Here is a 17508-nt window from a genome sequence, read left to right as displayed (position 1 = left end):
GTCGGGGGTTAGGCGGGGGCTAGCCAGCGGTGCAGGGTTGCCGCGCCGTCGCGGATCTTGCTGATTTCGACGTGCTCGTCCTTGTGGTGGGCCAGGTTCGGGTCGCCCGGACCGAAGTTCAGCGCGGGGATGCCCATCGCCGCGAACCGGGCCACATCCGTCCAGCCCAGCTTGCCGATCGGCGCGGCGCCGACCGCCGCCAGGAACTCCTTCGCCGGAGCCGCCTCCAGCCCGGGGGCCGCACCAGCCGCCGCATCGGTCACCGCCACCTCGAAGCCGGCGAAGACCTCCCGCAGGTGCTCCTCCGCCGCCGCCGGGTCACGATCCGGCGCGTACCGGTAGTTGACCTCGACCTCGCAGAGATCGGGGATCACGTTGCCGGCGACACCACCGTTGATCCGTACCGCGTTCATGCCCTCGCGGAAGTCACACCCCTCGATGGTGACCCGCCGCGCCTCGTACGTCTGGAGACGCCGCAACACCTCGCCGGCCCCGTGGATCGCATTCACGCCGTGCCAGGACCGCGCGGCGTGCGCCCGCTCACCAGTCGTCGTCACGATGGCCCGCATGGTGCCCTGGCAGCCCGCCTCGACGATGCCGTACGTCGGCTCCAGCAGCACCGCGAAGTCCGCCTGCAGCCACTCCGGGAACGCCTCGGCGACGAGGTTGAGGCCGTTGTACCGGGACTCGATCTCCTCGGCCTCATAGAAGAAGTACGTCACGTCGTAGCGCGGCTCGGGCAGCGTCACCGCCAGGTGCAGCGCGTACGCGGTGCCGGACTTCATGTCGGAGGTGCCGCAGCCGTACATCAGGTCGCCGCGCATGGTCGACGGGAAGTTGTTGTTCAACGGCACCGTGTCGAGGTGCCCGGCCAGCACGACACGCTGCGACCGACCGAGGTCGGTGCGCGCCATCACCGTGTTGCCGTGCCGGTGGGTGGTCAGGTGCGGTACGCCCCGCAGCACCTCTTCGACACAGTCGGCGATCGCCTTCTCGTTGAGGGACACGGACTCTATGTCGACCAGAGCGCGGGTCAGCTGCACCGGATCGGCGAGGACCTCGGGGGTCAGCGGGTTCTCCATGGTTCGCACGGTACCTTCAGGTCTGTCAGCGCGAGGAGCGAGCCGAGCTCAGCCCGGCCGTGACCGAGAGGTGTAACAGTGACGACCGCAGATTCCGCCTGGGGCATCGGCCTGGCTACGGTCACCGCAGACGAGCAGGTGCTCGATACCTGGTACCCGACCGGCAAGCTGGGCCTGGGCGAGCTGCCGCTGGTCGCCGGGGAGGACAAGGCGGACGTGCTCGACCTGCCGCCGGCCGCGCTCGGTGACCGGTCCCTGCCCGGTCTGCGTACCGTGCAGGTGGTCACCGTGATCGGCTCGCTGGACGACCCGATCAAGGACGCGTCCGACGCGTACCTCCGGTTGCACCTGCTCTCCCACCGCCTGGTCCGACCCAACCAGCTCAACCTGGACGGCATCTTCGGCAAGCTGGCCAATGTGGCCTGGACGTCCGCCGGGCCGTGCCCACCGGAGCGGGTGGACGAGCTGCGGGTGATCGAGCGCGCGGCGGGCCGGCACCTGTCGGTGTACGGGGTGGACAAGTTCCCCCGGATGACCGACTACGTGGTGCCCTCCGGTGTGCGCATCGCCGACGCCGACCGGGTCCGCCTCGGCGCGCACCTGGCCGCCGGCACCACCGTGATGCACGAGGGCTTCGTCAACTTCAACGCCGGCACGGTGGGCACCTCGATGGTGGAGGGGCGCATCGTGCAGGGCGTGCTGGTCGGCGACGGTTCCGACGTCGGCGGCGGCGCCTCGATCATGGGCACGCTCTCCGGTGGCGGCACCGAGAAGGTGAGCATCGGCGAGCGCAGCCTGATCGGCGCGAATGCCGGCGTCGGCATCTCGCTGGGCGACGACTGCGTGGTCGAGGCGGGTTGCTACATCACCGCCGCGTCGAAGATCAGGCTGCCGGACGGCCGGGTGGTCAAGGCTCGGGAGCTGTCCGGCGTCAACGGCCTGCTGTTCTGGCGTAACTCGGTGACCGGTGCGCTGGAGGCCCGGCCGCGTACCGGCCGGGGCATCGAGCTGAACGCCGCCCTGCACGCCAACGACTGACGGACCCGCCGGGTCCGCGGCGTTCGGCCGCGGACCCGGACGGGGTACGCCTCAGCGCAACCGGTACGCCTGGATGATCCGTTGGGTCACCGTGTTACCGGCGGTGTCCCGGGCGGTGGCCCGCAGCGACACGTGACCGGGTCCGGCCGGATGCCGCAAGAGGGCCGACCAGCCGTCGGCGGAGGTGCGGACCAGCTTCGCCCTGGCCCAGGTCTTCCCGCCGTCGTAGGAGACGTCGACAGCGAGCTTCGCTACCCGGGTGGCTGCGGAGTCGGGCTGCCGCTGCACCCGCACCGGGACGACGAAGCCCTGACCCGCCGGAGCGCTGTTGTCGACCCGCAACGGCGGGGCGAAACGCACCACCGACAGGGGCAGTCGGGCCGGCGTGTCGCCGGCGACGTGCCGCGACCGGAAGGTCCAGGTCGACTCCACCTCGGTGCTCAGGTCGGTGAAGCTGCGCTTCGACGACATGCCGAGCCGGTAGTCCGCCGCGCCCGGTGGCACGGCGAACTCGCCATTGCCGGCGTACTCGCTCTCGCCGACCAGCTTGCCGTCGCGCCAGAGCTTGGTGTGCTCGCTGTCGCTCCGTGAGCCGCCCGGGTGCCCGGCCGCGTCGCTGAACATCGGCACGTCGACCAGAACTGTGTCGCCGACCCGGGTGACGCTCTGGTGCGGCCAGCGCGGGTTCGGGAACGACGGGGCGTACGGGGCCTGGTTCCAGATCTCCTGCACCGTCCGCCCGGCCCGGTAGGCGGTGGGGGTGGAGAGGAGCACCGCCTGCGGGTCCAACCACCCGTCCTCACCGACAGTTCCGAAGTAGATCTCGGATTCCCACTTCACACCCTTGGTGTTGTAGTACTCGACCCGCTGGCCGGGCACGACGGTGGGCAGGACCAGGGCGGAACCGCCGACGTTGTACTCCAGCACGGGGTACACCGTCCGTTCGGCCGCCATGCCCGGGTAGCCACCGCGGAAGCGGTGCACGACGGTGGCCAGGTCCCGTCGGGTGTAGTCGCGGACGAACCCGGTGGGCATCCGACCCGGGATCGCTTCGGCCAGCGCGTACAGGTACGGGCTGGTGGCCGGGTCCGGTGTGGTCCACTGGCTGCTGACCGTGGCGACGAACCGATCGGCGGGGACCGCCTTACCGAGCTGACCGCTGGTCAGGCCGGTGAACGTGTCCGCCCAGATCCCGGCGCCGTACACACTGCCGTCGTCGGCCGTGAAGTTGCCGCTGACGTCGATCAGCACCGGGGCGGCGGTCCGGTCCGGAATCGTCGTCCGGACCGGCCTGGCCCGGCGGGCGTCCACGACGATCCGGGTGTCCCGATCGATGGTCAGCTGAGGCTGCGCCAACAGGGACATCCCGCGCGCCTCATCCTCCGGTCCGGGCTCCATAACGAGGCCGCTCAGGCCGTAGTGCCCCTTGGGGACCCGCACGCTGGCCACCCCGTCGGAACTGACGAGGCCCCAGGCACCGAAGGTGTCCAACCCGAACAGGAGGCTCCAGTGCTCCGCGGTGCGCGCACCGGCGCGGTTGAGGTGCTCCACGGTCAGCGTGTAGCTCTCCACCTCCCGGTTCACGGCCAACGGGGTGACCGCGACCGCCGCCCCGGATCGGGCCACGATCCGCCCGGTCCAGTAACCGTCGGCGTCGCCGAGCCGGGTGTCCGTGGTGACGGTCGTGGCGGCCGTGCCGCCCGCCGGCACGGTGAGCCGGTCGGCGCCCAGCTGGAACAGGCCGGCCGGCAGTGCGCGACCGCCGGGGCCAGCGCCTTCGATGCCCAGGTCCACGGTGACCGGGGTCGGGCCGTCGTTGCGCCAGGTCACCGTGCGGGTGATCGGGGTGTCGTCACCGTGCGGCCAGAGCGTACGCCCGAACGAGACACTCACCGGGTCGGTGGTGACCTGCTGGGTGATCGCGTGTGCGACATCGACCCGCCCGGCGCCCTGCTGGTAGGCGGTCTGGTCCGGGTGTGGCTTCGCGGCGGCCATCAGGGTGGCCTTGAGCCGGTCGGCCCGCCATCCCGGGTGTTGCTGGGCCAGCAGCGCCGCCGACCCGGCCACGTGCGGGGTGGCCATCGAGGTGCCGGAGATGGTGACGTAGCGGTCGTCGACAGGATCGCCGATGACGCCGTTGGCAGCGCGAGCGGCGACGATGTCGACGCCGGGCGCGGTGATGTCCGGCTTCAGCGCGTCGTCACCGACCCGCGGGCCCCGGCTGGAGAAGTCGGCCAGTTCGTCGTCCCGGTCCACAGCGCCCACGGCGAGCCCGGCGTCGGCGCTGGCCGGGGAGCCGACCGAGCCGTCTGCGCCGTCGTTGCCGGCGGCGAGGACGAAGAGCGTGCCGGTCTGCGCGGTCAGGCTCTGCACCGCCTCCTCCAGCGGGTCGACCTCGGGGGTGTCCCAGCCGCTGAGGCTCATGTTGACCACGGCGGCCTTCTTCTCCACCGCGGCCCACTGCATACCGGCGAGGATCGCCGACTCGGTGCAGCCCGCGTCCTCACAGACCTTGCCGTCCAGCAGCGTCGCGTCCGGCGCCACGCCTCGGTACTTGCCACCGGAGGCCGCGCCGCTGCCCGCGATGGTCGAGGCCACGTGGGTGCCGTGGCCGACCGTGTCCCGAGCGTCGGTGGCCTCGGTGAAGTTGCGCGCTTCGGCCACCTTGCCGGCGAGGTCGGGGTGGGTCGCGTCGACGCCGGTGTCCAGCACCGCGACGGACACTCCCGCGCCGGTGAACCCGGCCGCCCAGGCGGAGGGCGCGCCGATCTGCGGCACGCTGTGGTCGAGGGTCACCCGTCGTCGGGCGTCCAGCCAGATCCGCTCGATGCCCCCCGCCGCGTCGAGCCGGGCCCCAGCGGAACCGGTGGTGACCGTCTCCCAGACCGCGCCGAGGGAGGCCTTGTCGCTGTTCAGGGCGGCACCGCGAATCACCGGCAGGTCGCGGATCAGCCGGGTGCCGGGCAGCGCGGCCGAGGCACGCCGGGCGGTCCCCGTCGAACCGTATGCCACCAGCAGCGGCAGGGTCTTGCGGTGGGCGTCGTCGTAACCCGCCTCGACCAGCCCGGTGATGTCGAAGAGCCGCCGGTCCACCCGGCCCGAGCGCAGCAGCGGCAGCGCGTCCGTCGGCGTGACGGAGAGGCGTCCGCGCTGGCGCTGGACCAGGAACTGCACGTCCTCCCGGCCGGCATCGGGCTGGACCGAGGCGCCGGAGGCGGTGACGGTGACCCGGTCACCGGTGATCAGCGTGACGGTGGTCGAGCGGTTGGCGGTGGGTCCACCCGGAGTGGGCTGTTGGCTGGTGCCGCCGGGTGCGGCGGGCACGGGGGCCGCGGCTGAGGCGGGAACCGGCGCGGAGAGCGCCAGCGTGATCACGAGGCCGAGGGCGGCCAATCCTCTTCTTCCCTGGTGCAACGGATCCTCCTCGTCAAACGTCTTGCTGTGCATGGGGGTCGCATCGACAATCCACGATTACATACCGGGTATGCAGAATGAAGGCCGAAAAATGACGGACCCGCCACGAGCCGGCGAACCGGGCCGGCATGATCGGGCGGTGACCTCGATGAAGGACAAGATGCTCGCCGGCGAGCCATACATCGCCGACGATCCCGAGATCATCGCCGATCTGGACCGGGCTGCCCGACTGATGGAACGCTTCAACACCAGTCCCGCGGCCGACCCCCAGGCCCGGATCGCGGCACTGCGTGAACTCCTCGGCGAACTGGGCGACGACACCTGGATCCGCCCACCGTTCTACTGCGACTACGGCTGGCAGATCCACATCGGCCCGCGCAGCTTCGTCAACTACAACGCGGTCTTCCTCGACGTTGGTCGGATCACCCTCGGCGCGGACGTCCAGGTCGGCCCGAACGTGCAAATGCTCACCCCGACGCATCCGGTCGAGCCCGGCCCACGACGGGACAAGTGGGAGGCGGCCAAGCCGATCACCATCGGCGACAACGTGTGGCTCGGCGGCGGCGCGATCGTGTTGGCCGGCGTGACGATCGGCGCGAACACCGTCGTCGGCGCGGGCGCGGTGGTCACCCGGGACCTGCCCGCCAACGTCGTGGCGGTCGGCAACCCCGCCCGGCCGGTCCGGCAACTCGACTAGGGTGCACCGTCAAGACCCTCTTCGAGCGGGAACACGGAGGACGACATGGGCACGATCCACATCGACCTGTTCGCGACACTCGACCTGGTCGCCCAGGCGCCGGTGGCCCCGACGAGGACCCCGACGGCTTCCCGTACGGAGGTTGGCAGGCACCGCTGTTCGACGAGACGGGCGGCCGTCTGGTCATGGACGGCATGCGGGGCATGGATGCCCTGCTCCTGGGCCGCCGGACGTACGACATCTTCGCCGCGTACTGGCTGAACCAGGCCGACGGCGTCGACGGCACAATCGCCACCCGGTTCAACAGCATCCCGAAGTACGTCGCCTCGCGCGGCAACCCGGATCTGGGCTGGGCGGGCTCGACCCAGCTCGGACCCGACCTGGCGACCGCCGTCCGTGCGGTGCGCGACAAGCACGAGAAAGTCCACGTGATCGGCAGCCTGAACCTCGTGCAGACCCTCCTGCACGAACGCCTCTTCGACCAGCTCAACCTGTGGATCTTCCTCATCGTGCTGGGCGTCGGCAAGAAGGTGTTCGACGGCGGCGAGGTGCCAGCGAATCTGACGCTGCTCGAACCGCCCGCCACCTCCGCCACTGGCGCGGTGCTCCTGCGGTACGGCCTCGCCGCCGGGACGCCCAGCGTCGGGGACATGAGCCGCCCGGGCCGCGGCGTCGAGGAGTAGCGCGTCCGGGCGGGCCGTGGTCAGGCCGGCGGGGGCTCCGCCAGGCGGACCACCAGGTCAGCCCGATCGGCGGTGGGGGTGATCAGGGCAGCGTTCGACTCGTCACTGCCCAGCGCCCACGCCCGCGCCTGCTCCGGAGACCGACCGAATGCCTCGTGCCGGGCGGTCAGCCGGCGATGCCGCACCTCGGCGTCCAGGTCGAGAAACCACGCCTCGTGCAGCAGCGGTCGGACTTCCTGCCAGGGGAAATCCCGCAACAGCAGGTAGTTGCCCTCGGTCACGACCAGCCGGACCGACGGCAGCACCTCGATCGCGCCGGCCACCGGCTCCTCCAACTCCCGGCGGAACTCCGGGGCGTAGACCGACGTCGGCTCCAACCGGCGCAGTCGGCGCAGCAGCGAGACGTACCCGTTGGCGTCGAAGGTGTCCGCCGCGCCCTTGCGGTCGGCGCGGCCCAGGCGGACCAGCTGCGACTGCGCCAGGTGGAAGCCGTCCATCGGCACCAGGCAGGCGGCCGACCCGAGCTCGGCGACGATCCGCTCCGCCAGGGTGGACTTCCCGGCGCCCGGCGCACCGGCGATGCCGAGCAGTTGTCGCGGGCCGGCCTCGGCAAGCTCCAACGCCCGCGCCACCAGCTCGTCGGCGGACAACACCCGGGCCGGTGGCATCAGCCCAGAACCGGGTCGCTGATGGTGAACCGCGCCTGAACCGCCGCCTGCACAGGCTGCGGCTGCGGGTCCAGCTCAAGCTCCGGCGGGCCACCGCCCGCGCCGCCGCCCCCGGCGAAGGCCGCACGGGCGAACATCGGCCGGTCGGTGGGGCCCGCGTCGGCCAGCTCGATCAACGAGGTGACCCGGGCGCCCAGCACCTCCGCGTACTCCCGGGCGCGCAGCAGCGCGTCGCTGATCGCGGCGTGCCGGGCCGCACGATGAGCGGGGCTGTCCGGGCGAAGCTCCCACCAGGGGCCCGCCACCTCGACCTGGTCCTGGTCGGCGAGCCGGAGCATCAGCTCACCCAGCGCGGTGAAGTCGGTGACCGTGACGGTGGTGGTGACACTGCCGTGCCAGGCGACCACCCGCTCACCCGAGCGCCGGGTCTCCGGCCGCACCCGCAGGTCGCCGGTCTCCCGCCGCGCCACCACGGGCCCGGAGCCGTCCAGCAGCACCCGGACCGCCGCAGCCCGCTCGGCCAACCGGGTCAGCGTCGCCTCCCGGTCCCGGTCGCGGGCTGTCGCGGTGACCGTGAACCGGGCCAGCTCGGGCGGCACCTCCCGGTACGCCTCGCCGCGCACCTGCACCACCGGACTGTCCACCGCCATGCCTGTCAGCCTAGTCAGCCACGGGGCGCCGCGCCGCGTAGGAGACAGTGTCCGCGTCGACGTGCAGGCCGGTCAGGTGGCCGCCGGCCACCCCCAGCTCGCGCAGCCAGGACACCTCCGCGGCGTGGTCACCACCGGCCGGGAACTGCCGGTCGTACGCGTCGAACCGCCGGTCGCGCAGCGCCGCGCGGGAGGCCCGCGCCTCGTCGTACCGCGCGGTGAGGCTCGGAGCGTCGTCGGCGCGCAGCGCGGCGGTCAGGTCGTCCAGGAAAGCGGTGACCTCGGCCAACTCGCGCAGCACCCGGTCCCGGTTGCCCAGCAGCATGTTGGCGGTCCGATCGGCCGGGGTTCCGGCGACCCGGGTGCCGTCGGAGAAGCTGCCGGCGGCGAGCGCGAGTATCGCGTCGCGCAGTGGTGCGCGCTGCACCGCACCGGCCAGCGCGCCGGCGAGCAGGTGCGGCACGTGTGAGGCGAGCGCGGCAGCCGAGTCGTGCTCGGTGGCGGACATCGGCACCACCCGGGCCTCGAAGAGCTCCACCAGCAGTTCGGCCAGCCAGCGGAACGCGGTGGTGGCCGGTCCGGGGGCCGGACAGAGCACCCAGGCCGCACCGGTGAGCAGGTCCGCCCGCGCGGCCGTCAGGCCGGCCCGGTCGGTGCCCGCCATCGGGTGGCCGGGCACGAACCGGTGCGTCAGCCCCTGCGCGGCGGCGAACGCGGCCACCTGCTCCTTGGTGCTGCCGACGTCGGTCAGCACACAACGCTCACCGGTCATCGCCGCCACCTCGACCAGTGTCGCCGGCAGGGTGGGCAGCGGTCCGCACAAAAAGACAACATCCCGGTCGGCCACCGCCTCGACCAGCCGGTCCGGAGCGGGTACGCCCGCCCGTCGGGTCTCCCGCCGCGTGGCCTCGTCCGGGTCCCAGCCGACCACGTCGACGCCGGCGGCCACCATCCGGAGCAGCACCGAACCACCGATCAGGCCGGTGCCGACCACCGCCGCCCGCACCCGCGCACCTGGCCTGTCCACCATCCGCACACCTCGATGTTCCTGCTGGGCTTGCGGGGCCGTGACGGCCCCGACCAGGTCCGGCGCCGAGAATATCGCTCGACCAAGGCTGCTGGTCGCGCCGCGGAGCCCGGACGGGCCAGACCGCCCGGAGCGCGATCAGGCGAGGCGCGCGGCGACGGCGGCGATGTGCTCGTCGGACTCGGTCAGGGCGACCCGGACATACTGCCCGGCCGTGGGGCCGTAGAAGACGCCAGCGGCGACCAGGATGCCGCGTCGGGCCAGCCAGTCGACCGTCTCCCAGCAGTCCTCACCCCTGGTCAGCCAGAGGTAAAGGCCCGCCTCGGAGTGCTCGACGGTGAACCCGGCACCGGTGAACGCCGCGGTGAGCACCTCCCGCCGGGCGCGGTAACGCTCCCGCTGCTCCTCGGCGTGTCGCTCGTCCTCCAGCGCGGCCACCATTGCCGCCTGCACCGGCGCGGGCACGATCATGCCCGCGTGCTTGCGCACCTTGAGCAGCTCGGCGACGAGCGCCGGATCACCGGCGACGAAACCGGCCCGGTAGCCGGCGAGGTTGGACCGCTTGGAGAGCGAGTGCACGGCGAGCACCCCGGCGTAGCTTCCCCCGCTGACCTGCGGAGACAGCACCGAAACCGGCTCGGCCGACCAACCCAGGGGCAGGTAGCACTCGTCGCTCGCGACGACCGCGCCACGTTCGCGGGCCCAGTCGACCACCTTGCGCAGGTGCGCGGCGGGCAGCACCCGACCGGTCGGGTTGCCGGGCGAGTTGACCCAGACCAACCGGATCCGCGGGGTCGGCCCGAGCGAGGTCAGCGAGTCGGTGCGCACGACGGTGGCGCCGGCCAGCCGGGCGCCATCCTCATAGGTGGGGTACGCGATCGACGGCACCACCACCACGTCACCCGGGCCGATGCCGAGCAGCGTGGGCAGCCAGGCCACCAGCTCCTTCGAGCCGATGGTCGGCAGCACACCGAGACCGTCGACGCCAGCGCCGCAGGCTCGGGACACCCACGCCGCGATGGCGGCCCGCAGGGCCGGGGTTCCGGCGGTCAGCGGGTAACCGGGAGCATCGGACGCGTCAGCCAACGCCCGCCGGATCACCTCGGGCACCGGGTCGACCGGCGTGCCCATGGAGAGGTTGATCAGGCCCTCTGGATGCGCCGCGGCCAGCGTGGCCGCGGCGTCCAGGGTGTCCCAGGTGAACTCGGGCAGCCGTGACGAGACCGGCGCGGGCCGGTTCAGTGGCCCTCGCCGCGCGGCGGCTGCGCGGCGACGAAGGTGGCGTCCTTCTCCACCTTGCCGATCTTCGAGGCACCACCGGGCGAGCCCAGCTCCTCGAAGAACTCGTAGTTCGCGCCCGTGTAGTCCTTCCACTGCTCCGGGACGTCGTCCTCGTAGAAGATCGCCTCCACGGGGCAGACGGGCTCACAGGCACCACAGTCGACGCACTCGTCGGGGTGGATGTAGAGCATCCGATTGCCCTCGTAAATGCAGTCGACCGGGCACTCCTCGATGCATGCCTTGTCGAGCACATCTACGCACGGCTCGGCGATGATGTAGGTCACCGGTCTTCTCCTCCGCAAGACTCGACGCGATCTCCCGCGACGGTAAGAGCCTAGTATCTCGCCGGGGAGGGGGTCGATCGTGCTCCGACAGCAGGATGTGGGACACCGAATCGTGGTCCGGCGGATTGTGGGGATTCGCGAGGGTCGCCCGCTATTCTCCGACGCCCTGGGCGAGTTGGTCGAGCTGAGCGAGACTCATCTCACGCTGGCCACCGCGCAGGGGCAGCTACGAGTTCCCGTGGCACAGGTCCATCGGGCCAAGCGCGTACCGCCGACCCGACGGCCGACCGCCGCCGCGGTGGTGGCGCTGGAGCGGGCCGCCGACGAGGCCTGGCCGGCACCGACCCGGGGCCGGCTCGGTGACTGGCTGCTCCGGTCGGCCGAGGGCTGGACCGGGCGCGCCAACTCGGCACTGCCGATCGGCGACCCGGACCGCCCGTTGGCCGCCGCTGTCGACGCCGTAGAGCGCTGGTACGCCGACCTGGGCCAACCCGCGCTGATCAACACGCCGCTGCCGCTCGCCGCACCGGTCGGCGCCGAACTGGACGCCCGGGGTTGGGGCGCCCGCCCACCGACGCTGGTGCAGACCGCGCCGCTGCCCTCGCTGGCGTCCACGGCCGCCGGTGACCAGGCCGGCGGGTGGGGCAGGGCGGTCGTCGAGCTGGCCACCGCGCCCAGCGACGAGTGGCTGGCCATCGCCGCCGGCCGCAAGGGCGGCCTGCCGGACGCCGCCCGGCACGTGCTCACCGCCGTGGACCAGGTCCGCTTCGCCCACGTGTACGCCGACGGCACGCTGGCGGCCGTCGGCCGCGGCACGGTGACCGGCCAGGGACGTTGGCTGGGCCTCAGCCTGATCGAGGTCCTGCCGGCGGCCCGCCGACAGGGGTTGGCCCGCCGGGTGATCCACGAACTGGCCAACTGGGGGGCGTCCGGCGGCGCGACGCACGCGTTCCTCCAGGTCGAGCAGCGCAACACGGCGGCGCTCGCGCTCTACCAGCGACTCGGCCTCGCCACCCACCACACCTACCTGACCCGGGTCGCCCCGAAGGGGTGATTGGCGCGACTTTCGGGAAGTCGCGGTGTCCTGGGCGCTCGGATACCGCGACTTCAGGGAAGCCGAGTCAATCAAGGGCGGTGGTCAGCGGCGGACGACCCGGCGCGGCTTGGCGGCCCTGACCTCCGCGTACCGCTTGAGCTGCTGAGAGCGGTAGTCCAGGCCGAGCGCGGTGAGCACCAGGTAACCGATCAACAACCCCGCGCCGGTGGCGAGCAGGTAAAGCCAGATCTGGGCGAAGAACGTCCCCGCGCCGCCAGCGAACGGGTTGTGACCGACCAGCAGGGGCCCGACCAACACGGTCAGCAGCATCGCCACCGGCACCACGAGGGCCATGTCAGCGGCCCAGCCCGCCAGCGGCCGGCGACGACCCCAGCGGAAGGCGACCACGGCGAGGATCAGCCCGATCACCGCGAACATCGTCAGCGACACCCGGTCGGCGGCGGTGTCGTCACCGTCGAAGCCGAACTGGGTGATCAGTCGGGCGACCACGTTGACCGCGAACAACGCCGCTACGAGCACTCCGAGGTCACGCCACCGCTTTGCCATCGCCGGACCCTCCTGCCGTACGCCCCATCGTGGGGTTCGCATCCCTGGCAGGAATATCTACCACCCTTACCTGGGAGACGTCATCAGCCGGCGGCAGCGCCGGGCAGCCGCCGGAGAAACAGCCCGACGTCAACCGCCGAGCCGGGGCGGCTGCGGCGCGAGGATCTGCCGGAAACCCATCACCGCGAACGTCATCGCACCCGCCACGATCATGGCCAGCCCGACCCAGTTGTCGCCGGCCAGCAGCAGGTCGCCCTCGTTGGTCCGGATGGCGGCAACCACCATCAGCGCGAACCACGGCACCGCCGGCAGCGCCACCGCCCAGCGACGGCCGACCGCCTCGTACGCGAACCAGCTCAACACGATGTTGGCGCCGATGGCGAGGAGCACCGACACTCCGACCAGTTGCCCGCCGACGCGGACCGTGGCGAGCAACAGCTCCAGCACGCCGGTCACCACCCCGGCGACGGCCACGACTATCGCACCGACCAGCCGCACTCCCAGGTCCAGCAGTCGCGGCGGCGGCCCAGCCGGGGGCGGGGCTTCCTGGTCGTCCACGACTGTCATCGGTGCGGCCGGCAGGGTCACCGCAGGCCCGCCGCCGCGACCGGGGACCGGTCCGGGGCGGCCTCCGCAGGCAGGCCGGCGAAGAGGTCGTCCTCCCAGCCGTACGGCCCGGTGCCCGGGCCCTTCTCACCGACCGCGAGGGTGAAGAACTCCACGCCCATGAACTCGCCGCCGAAGTTGCCGGCGATCGAGTAGAGCCAGGAGCTGGCCGGGATCTGGGTGGCGTGCGCCCGCATCGCGGCCTCCTTGGCCAGGTGCTGGTCCGTGCCGTCGATCCGGGCGGCGATCTGGGCGTCCGGGGTGCCGAAGGGCAGGTCGGCGATGTCCTCGATGCCGGCGAACGGGTTGTCGGAGGACTCGGCGAAATGCGTCAGGCCGGCTTCCAGAACGCTGAGCGGCATGGCCGTCCAGTAGACCTTGAGCGGGGCGCAGCCCTCGGCGGCGGCCAGCTCGACGGCGCGCATGGCCACCCGGTGCGCCTGAATGTGGTCGGGGTGGCCGTAGAAGCCGTTCGGGTCGTACGTGACGAGCACCTGCGGGCGTACCTCCCGCATGATCTCCACGAGATGCCCGGCGGCCTCGTCGAGGTCGGCCTGCCAGAACGCCCGGGGGTGCTCGTTGGTCGCGAGCCCCATCATCCCGGAGTCGCGGTAGCGGCCGGCGCCGCCGAGGAAGCGGTGGTCGCTGACGCCGAGCGCGGCGCACGCGGCGGCCAGTTCGGCGACGCGGTACCCGCCGAGCTGGTCGGCCTCGGCGGCGGCGAGCTGAGCCAGCGCGGGCACGTGGATCTCGCCCTCCTCGCCGAGGGTGCAGGTCACCAGCGTGACGTGCGCGCCGTCGGCGGCGTAGTGGGCCATCGTCGAGCCGGTGCCGATCGACTCGTCGTCGGGGTGCGCGTGGACCAGCAGCAGGCGGCGGTCGGGCAGCGTCGTCACGACGGTCACTCTAACCGGCGTTCTCCTCCAGCCGAGGCTGACGCGTCCGCCCAGGTCGGCCACATCACCTCCGCTCCGGCTCTACGATTTGGCGTGTGGACTTTCCGGAGCTGGCCGCCCGCACCCGCCGGTTCAGCCACGGCGCGCCACGCGCTGTCTCGGTGGCTGAGGACGGCTCCCGGGTGATCTTCGTGCGCTCCGCCGGCCCCGAGGATCCGGCGGACGCGCTCTGGCTGCTGGACGTGGGCACCGGCGAGGAGCGGCTGGTCGCCGATCCGGCGACCCTGCTGGGCGAGGGCGGGGACACCCGGTCCCTCTCCCCCGGTGAACGCGCGCTGCGCGAACGGCTGCGGCTCAGCGCCGCCGGCATCGGCTCGTACGCGTTGGACGCGGCCGGCCGGGTAGCGGTGTTCGCGCTGGCCGGGCGGCTGTTCCGGGCCGACCTGGTACACGGCGACGTGGTGGAGGTGGCAGCCGTCGGCCCGGTGCTGGACCCCCGTCCGGACCCGAGCGGGCAACGGTTGGCGTACGTGACGGACGCCGCCGACGGGGTGCGTCGGGGTGAGCTGCGGGTGATCGACCCGGACGGCACCGACACCCTGCTGGCCGGCGAGGACGCCGGGGTGAGCTGGGGGTTGGCCGAGCACATCGCGGCGGAGGAGTTCGGCCGGTACCGGGGGTACTGGTGGGCGCCGGACGGCCGTTCGGTACTCGCCGCCCGGGTCGACGAGTCCCGCCTGGAGCGGTGGCACCTGCACGACCCGGCGCAGCCGGCCAGCCCGCCGACGGCCGTCGCGTACCCCCGGGCCGGTGGGCCGAACGCGGAGGTCAGCCTGCACCTGCTGGACCTGGACGACGGCTGGGTCGACGTGCACTGGGACCGGGAGACGTACCCGTACCTGACCGGGGTCAGCTGGGGTGAGGGCAGCCCGTTGATCACCGTGCTGCGCCGCTCGCAGCAGCACGGGCTGGTGCTGGCGGTGGACCCCCGAACGGGTGAGACGCAGGTGCACGCCGAGCTGGCCGATCCGCGCTGGGTCGAACCGATCGCCGGCACCCCCGCCCACCTGCCGGACGGCCGGGTGCTGGTCGGTGGGGAGCTGGCCCACGACGGGTACGACGCCCGGTGCCTGTTCGCCGACGGCACCCTGCTCACCCCGCCGTCGCTGTACGTGCGGCGGGTGGTGGGTCGGCTGCCGTCCGCCGCCGGCCCGGCCGACCTGCTGGTGGAGGCGAGCGACGGCGAGCCGAGCGAGCGGCACCTGTTCCGGATCCGCACCACCGTCGGCGGTGGGGTGGACGCGCGCCGGCTCACCACCGACTCCGGCTGGTACACCGCCGCGGTGGGCGGGGACGTGCTGGCCGTCGGCGTCGCGTCGCTGGACCATGCCGGGGTGCGCTGGACGATCCGCCGCGGTGATCAGGAGATCGCCGAGCTGCGCTCGTTCGCCGCCACCCCGCCGTACGCTCCGCTGCCGCTGCTGGAACGGGTGACCGATCGGCGGCTGCCGGCGGCGGTGCTCTACCCGGACAACCACGTGACGGGCCGGCGGCTGCCGGTGCTGCTGGACATCTACGGCGGCCCGGGGCACCAGGAGGTCGTGGCGGCGCGGGCCGCGTGGTTGGAGCGGCAGTGGTGGGCCGACGCCGGGTTCGCGGTGGTCACCATCGACAACCGGGGTACGCCGGGCGTGGCGCCGTCGTTCGAGAAGGCGATCCACCGTCGGGTCGCCGACGTGATCCTGACCGACCAGATCGACGCGCTGACCGCGCTCGCCGGCAAGCACCCGGATCTGGACCTGGGTCGGGTGGGGGTGCGCGGTTGGTCGTTCGGCGGGTGGTTGGCCGGGTTGGCGGTGCTGCGCCACCCGGAGCTGTTCCGGTGCGGGATCGCGGGCGCCCCGGTGACCGACTGGGCGCTGTACGACACCGCGTACACCGAGCGTTATCTGGGTTTGCCGGAAGACGGCCTGGACATCTACGCGCACCACTCGCTGGTCGAGTTGGCCGCCGAGCCGGTCACCAGCCCCGACCAGGCCCGCCCGTTGCTGCTGGTGCACGGCATGGCGGACGACAACGTGGTGGCCGCGCACACGCTGCGACTCTCCGCGGCCCTGCTGAGCACCGGCCGCCCGCACGCCGTGCTGCCGCTGACCGGGGCCACGCACATGGCCGCGAACGGCACCGCCGAGCGCCTGCTGCCGCTGGAACTCGACTTCCTGCGCACCCACCTGGGGTGAAGGCGGCCATCTGCGCGGCGCGCTGAGGCTCACCGGGAGCGCAACCTCCAGCGTGCGTTTGGCTGGCCCGCATGTCGATGTGCTGTTGAGCGGTATACCTCAGAGTCATATTCGAGACTGCGAGGTATACCGCTCAGTGCCGCATCCGCCCGGGTGGAGGAGACCCCCGGCGACCGTGAGGCGCTCCAGCGGTTGGCCATCGACCTTGCCACCACCTCGACGGCCCATCACGCGGAACTGGTCACGCGCCTGAAGGATCCCGGCGCGACCCTGGCCGGACAGGTACGCGCGACGCCGTCACGCCGGCTCGATGGGCAGCCACAGTTCGCAGGTGGCGGTGCTGAAGTCGTCCGCGCGTTCGAGGATGGCAACGATCGAGGGGCCCGGCCGCAGTCGCCACGGGTTGGAGGGGAACCACTCGGTCGCGGTCGCCGCCCAGGTCTTCTGCAGGGCCTGCGGGTGGGGTCCGGCGGTGCGGAACACCGCCCACTGGCCGGCCGGCACCTCGATGGCGTCCAGGTCGTCGGGGACCGGCGTGCCCCCGGACACCGCGACCCCGTGCAGGTAGGTCAGTTCGCTGCCCTCGGTGGCCTCGGCGTCGAGGTCGTCGCTGACCTGTAGCAGCCCGCCGGGTTCGGTGCCGCTGAGAGCCTTCAGCCGAAGATGCTCCTGTGGTGGCAGCCCGGTGATGTGCTGCTGGATGTGCGGGTTGATGCCGTGGTGGATGAGCGGAACCCGGGCCGCGTGTCCGATGAGCCGGAACGCGGGGCGATCGACGATGCGGGTGTCCATGGGGGTGCTCCCTTCGACGGTCAGGCGGAACCTGAGCTGCGGTTGTGTGCGAAGGGGGCCTCCGTCGCGGCGTACGTCACCGGGGCTGGCGCCGTGGACCGCCCGGAAGGCACGTCCGAACGCCTCGGTCGAGCCGTATCCGTGCCGCACGGCGATGCTCAGCAGATCGTCCTCGCCCCGAACGACGTCGGCGGCGGCGACGGTCATGCGGCGTCGGCGCACGTACTCGGACAGCGGCATGCCGGCCAACGACGAGAACATCCGGCGCAGGTGGTACTCGGTGGTGCCGAGCGTCCTGGCCACTGCGTTGACGTCGAATTCCTCGGTGAGGTGCTCTTCGAGCAGGTCGACAAGCTGGTTGAGTGCCGCGATCACGAGGCCTCCCTTCGACGTCAAGCCTGACCGAGGGGCCCTGCCGCGCACCCGACCGTAGCGGTCCGATCCGATCAGGCAGCGCGCTGTTCCCCGAGGACGGTTTCGCGGAATGACGCCACCACGGGCCGAAGGTCGACTCGGACCCCCCGTACCAGGAAATTTCCCGCACCGT

The 17508-nt window shown here is 72.3% G+C and carries 16 protein-coding genes; 5 read left to right on the top strand and 11 right to left on the bottom strand.

The features are described 5' to 3' along the window. Nucleotides 1–8: 8 nt before the first annotated feature. The gene (gene dapE / locus DLJ59_RS20750) at nt 9–1082 is read right to left on the bottom strand and encodes a succinyl-diaminopimelate desuccinylase (RefSeq protein WP_124774292.1); all 1074 of its coding nucleotides are present in this window, start codon (nt 1080–1082) and stop codon (nt 9–11) included. Between the two features lie 78 nt (nt 1083–1160). Here dapE and dapD point away from each other — a divergent pair, with 78 nt between their 5' ends. Beyond that, the gene (gene dapD / locus DLJ59_RS20745; protein ID WP_124774291.1) at nt 1161–2120 is read left to right on the top strand and encodes a 2,3,4,5-tetrahydropyridine-2,6-dicarboxylate N-succinyltransferase; all 960 of its coding nucleotides are present in this window, start codon (nt 1161–1163) and stop codon (nt 2118–2120) included. Between the two features lie 51 nt (nt 2121–2171). Here dapD and DLJ59_RS20740 read toward each other — a convergent pair whose 3' ends face one another. Further along, a complete protein-coding gene (locus tag DLJ59_RS20740; protein ID WP_244236142.1) occupies nt 2172–5567 on the bottom strand; it encodes a S8 family serine peptidase in 3396 nt (1131 codons plus the stop codon). A gap of 106 nt (nt 5568–5673) precedes the next feature. On the opposite strand from DLJ59_RS20740, the gene DLJ59_RS20735 reads away from it, so the two are divergent. Together DLJ59_RS20735 and DLJ59_RS20730 are read left to right on the top strand one after the other, a co-directional pair. Next, the gene (locus DLJ59_RS20735) at nt 5674–6231 is read left to right on the top strand and encodes a sugar O-acetyltransferase (RefSeq protein ID WP_124774290.1); all 558 of its coding nucleotides are present in this window, start codon (nt 5674–5676) and stop codon (nt 6229–6231) included. Nucleotides 6232–6434: 203 nt separating this feature from the next. After that, nucleotides 6435–6914, top strand: a complete 480-nt coding sequence (locus DLJ59_RS20730; protein ID WP_244236141.1) for a dihydrofolate reductase family protein — start codon at nt 6435–6437, stop codon at nt 6912–6914. Nucleotides 6915–6934: 20 nt separating this feature from the next. Here the strand turns inward: DLJ59_RS20730 and DLJ59_RS20725 are convergent, their stop codons facing one another. The 5 genes from DLJ59_RS20725 to fdxA form a co-directional block, all read right to left on the bottom strand. Then, the gene (locus DLJ59_RS20725; RefSeq protein ID WP_124774289.1) at nt 6935–7582 is read right to left on the bottom strand and encodes a nucleoside/nucleotide kinase family protein; all 648 of its coding nucleotides are present in this window, start codon (nt 7580–7582) and stop codon (nt 6935–6937) included. After that, a complete protein-coding gene (locus tag DLJ59_RS20720) occupies nt 7582–8232 on the bottom strand; it encodes an SIMPL domain-containing protein (protein ID WP_124774288.1) in 651 nt (216 codons plus the stop codon). Before DLJ59_RS20720 ends, DLJ59_RS20725 begins: the two co-directional genes overlap by 1 nt. Nucleotides 8233–8242: 10 nt before the next feature. Beyond that, nucleotides 8243–9262 carry a prephenate dehydrogenase gene (locus DLJ59_RS20715; protein ID WP_124774287.1) on the bottom strand — a complete coding sequence of 340 codons (1020 nt, stop codon included), beginning with the start codon at nt 9260–9262 and terminating at the stop codon, nt 8243–8245. Between the two features lie 135 nt (nt 9263–9397). After that, a complete protein-coding gene (dapC, locus tag DLJ59_RS20710) occupies nt 9398–10501 on the bottom strand; it encodes a succinyldiaminopimelate transaminase (RefSeq protein WP_167493878.1) in 1104 nt (367 codons plus the stop codon). Then, complete coding sequence (gene fdxA, locus DLJ59_RS20705) at nt 10498–10824, bottom strand: ferredoxin (protein ID WP_091422126.1); 327 nt, start codon at nt 10822–10824, stop codon at nt 10498–10500. The genes dapC and fdxA overlap by 4 nt, the downstream gene beginning before the upstream one ends. Before the next feature lie 79 nt (nt 10825–10903). Between fdxA and DLJ59_RS20700 the strand changes: the two genes are divergently transcribed. Further along, on the top strand, nt 10904–11878 hold the full coding sequence (locus DLJ59_RS20700; RefSeq protein ID WP_124774285.1) for a GNAT family N-acetyltransferase: 975 nt from the start codon (nt 10904–10906) through the stop codon (nt 11876–11878). An 84-nt stretch (nt 11879–11962) separates the two neighbouring features. Here the strand turns inward: DLJ59_RS20700 and DLJ59_RS20695 are convergent, their stop codons facing one another. From DLJ59_RS20695 to mshB, 3 genes are all read right to left on the bottom strand, one after another. Next, nucleotides 11963–12427, bottom strand: a complete 465-nt coding sequence (locus DLJ59_RS20695) for a hypothetical protein (RefSeq protein ID WP_124774284.1) — start codon at nt 12425–12427, stop codon at nt 11963–11965. A 129-nt stretch (nt 12428–12556) separates the two neighbouring features. Beyond that, nucleotides 12557–12994, bottom strand: coding sequence for a hypothetical protein (locus DLJ59_RS20690; protein WP_124774283.1), 438 nt, complete (start codon nt 12992–12994; stop codon nt 12557–12559). A 17-nt stretch (nt 12995–13011) separates the two neighbouring features. Continuing rightward, nucleotides 13012–13938 carry an N-acetyl-1-D-myo-inositol-2-amino-2-deoxy-alpha-D-glucopyranoside deacetylase gene (mshB, locus tag DLJ59_RS20685; protein ID WP_124774282.1) on the bottom strand — a complete coding sequence of 309 codons (927 nt, stop codon included), beginning with the start codon at nt 13936–13938 and terminating at the stop codon, nt 13012–13014. 86 nt (nt 13939–14024) lie between these two features. Here mshB and DLJ59_RS20680 point away from each other — a divergent pair, with 86 nt between their 5' ends. Next, entirely contained in the window at nt 14025–16169 is a 2145-nt protein-coding gene (locus DLJ59_RS20680) for a S9 family peptidase (RefSeq protein WP_124774281.1), read from the top strand. 297 nt (nt 16170–16466) lie between these two features. Here the strand turns inward: DLJ59_RS20680 and DLJ59_RS20670 are convergent, their stop codons facing one another. Further along, nucleotides 16467–17336 carry an AraC family transcriptional regulator gene (locus tag DLJ59_RS20670; RefSeq protein ID WP_124774280.1) on the bottom strand — a complete coding sequence of 290 codons (870 nt, stop codon included), beginning with the start codon at nt 17334–17336 and terminating at the stop codon, nt 16467–16469. Nucleotides 17337–17508: the final 172 nt, after the last annotated feature.

It is taken from the genome of Micromonospora inaquosa (assembly GCF_003857055.1).
GTDB lineage: Bacteria > Actinomycetota > Actinomycetes > Mycobacteriales > Micromonosporaceae > Micromonospora > Micromonospora inaquosa.
This window is presented reverse-complemented; position numbering and strand designations above follow the sequence as displayed.

Bases quoted from the DNA above. Each gene is read 5' to 3' on its own strand.
- DLJ59_RS20720 (WP_124774288.1), bottom strand. From the start codon at position 8,232: ATGGCGGTGGACAGTCCGGTGGTGCAGGTGCGCGGCGAGGCGTACCGG.
- DLJ59_RS20740 (WP_244236142.1), bottom strand. From the start codon at position 5,567: ATGCACAGCAAGACGTTTGACGAGGAGGATCCGTTGCACCAGGGAAGA.
- dapE (WP_124774292.1), bottom strand. From the start codon at position 1,082: ATGGAGAACCCGCTGACCCCCGAGGTCCTCGCCGATCCGGTGCAGCTG.
- DLJ59_RS20725 (WP_124774289.1), bottom strand. From the start codon at position 7,582: ATGCCACCGGCCCGGGTGTTGTCCGCCGACGAGCTGGTGGCGCGGGCG.
- DLJ59_RS20695 (WP_124774284.1), bottom strand. From the start codon at position 12,427: ATGGCAAAGCGGTGGCGTGACCTCGGAGTGCTCGTAGCGGCGTTGTTC.
- DLJ59_RS20690 (WP_124774283.1), bottom strand. From the start codon at position 12,994: ATGACAGTCGTGGACGACCAGGAAGCCCCGCCCCCGGCTGGGCCGCCG.
- DLJ59_RS20715 (WP_124774287.1), bottom strand. From the start codon at position 9,262: ATGGTGGACAGGCCAGGTGCGCGGGTGCGGGCGGCGGTGGTCGGCACC.
- DLJ59_RS20730 (WP_244236141.1), top strand. From the start codon at position 6,435: ATGGATGCCCTGCTCCTGGGCCGCCGGACGTACGACATCTTCGCCGCG.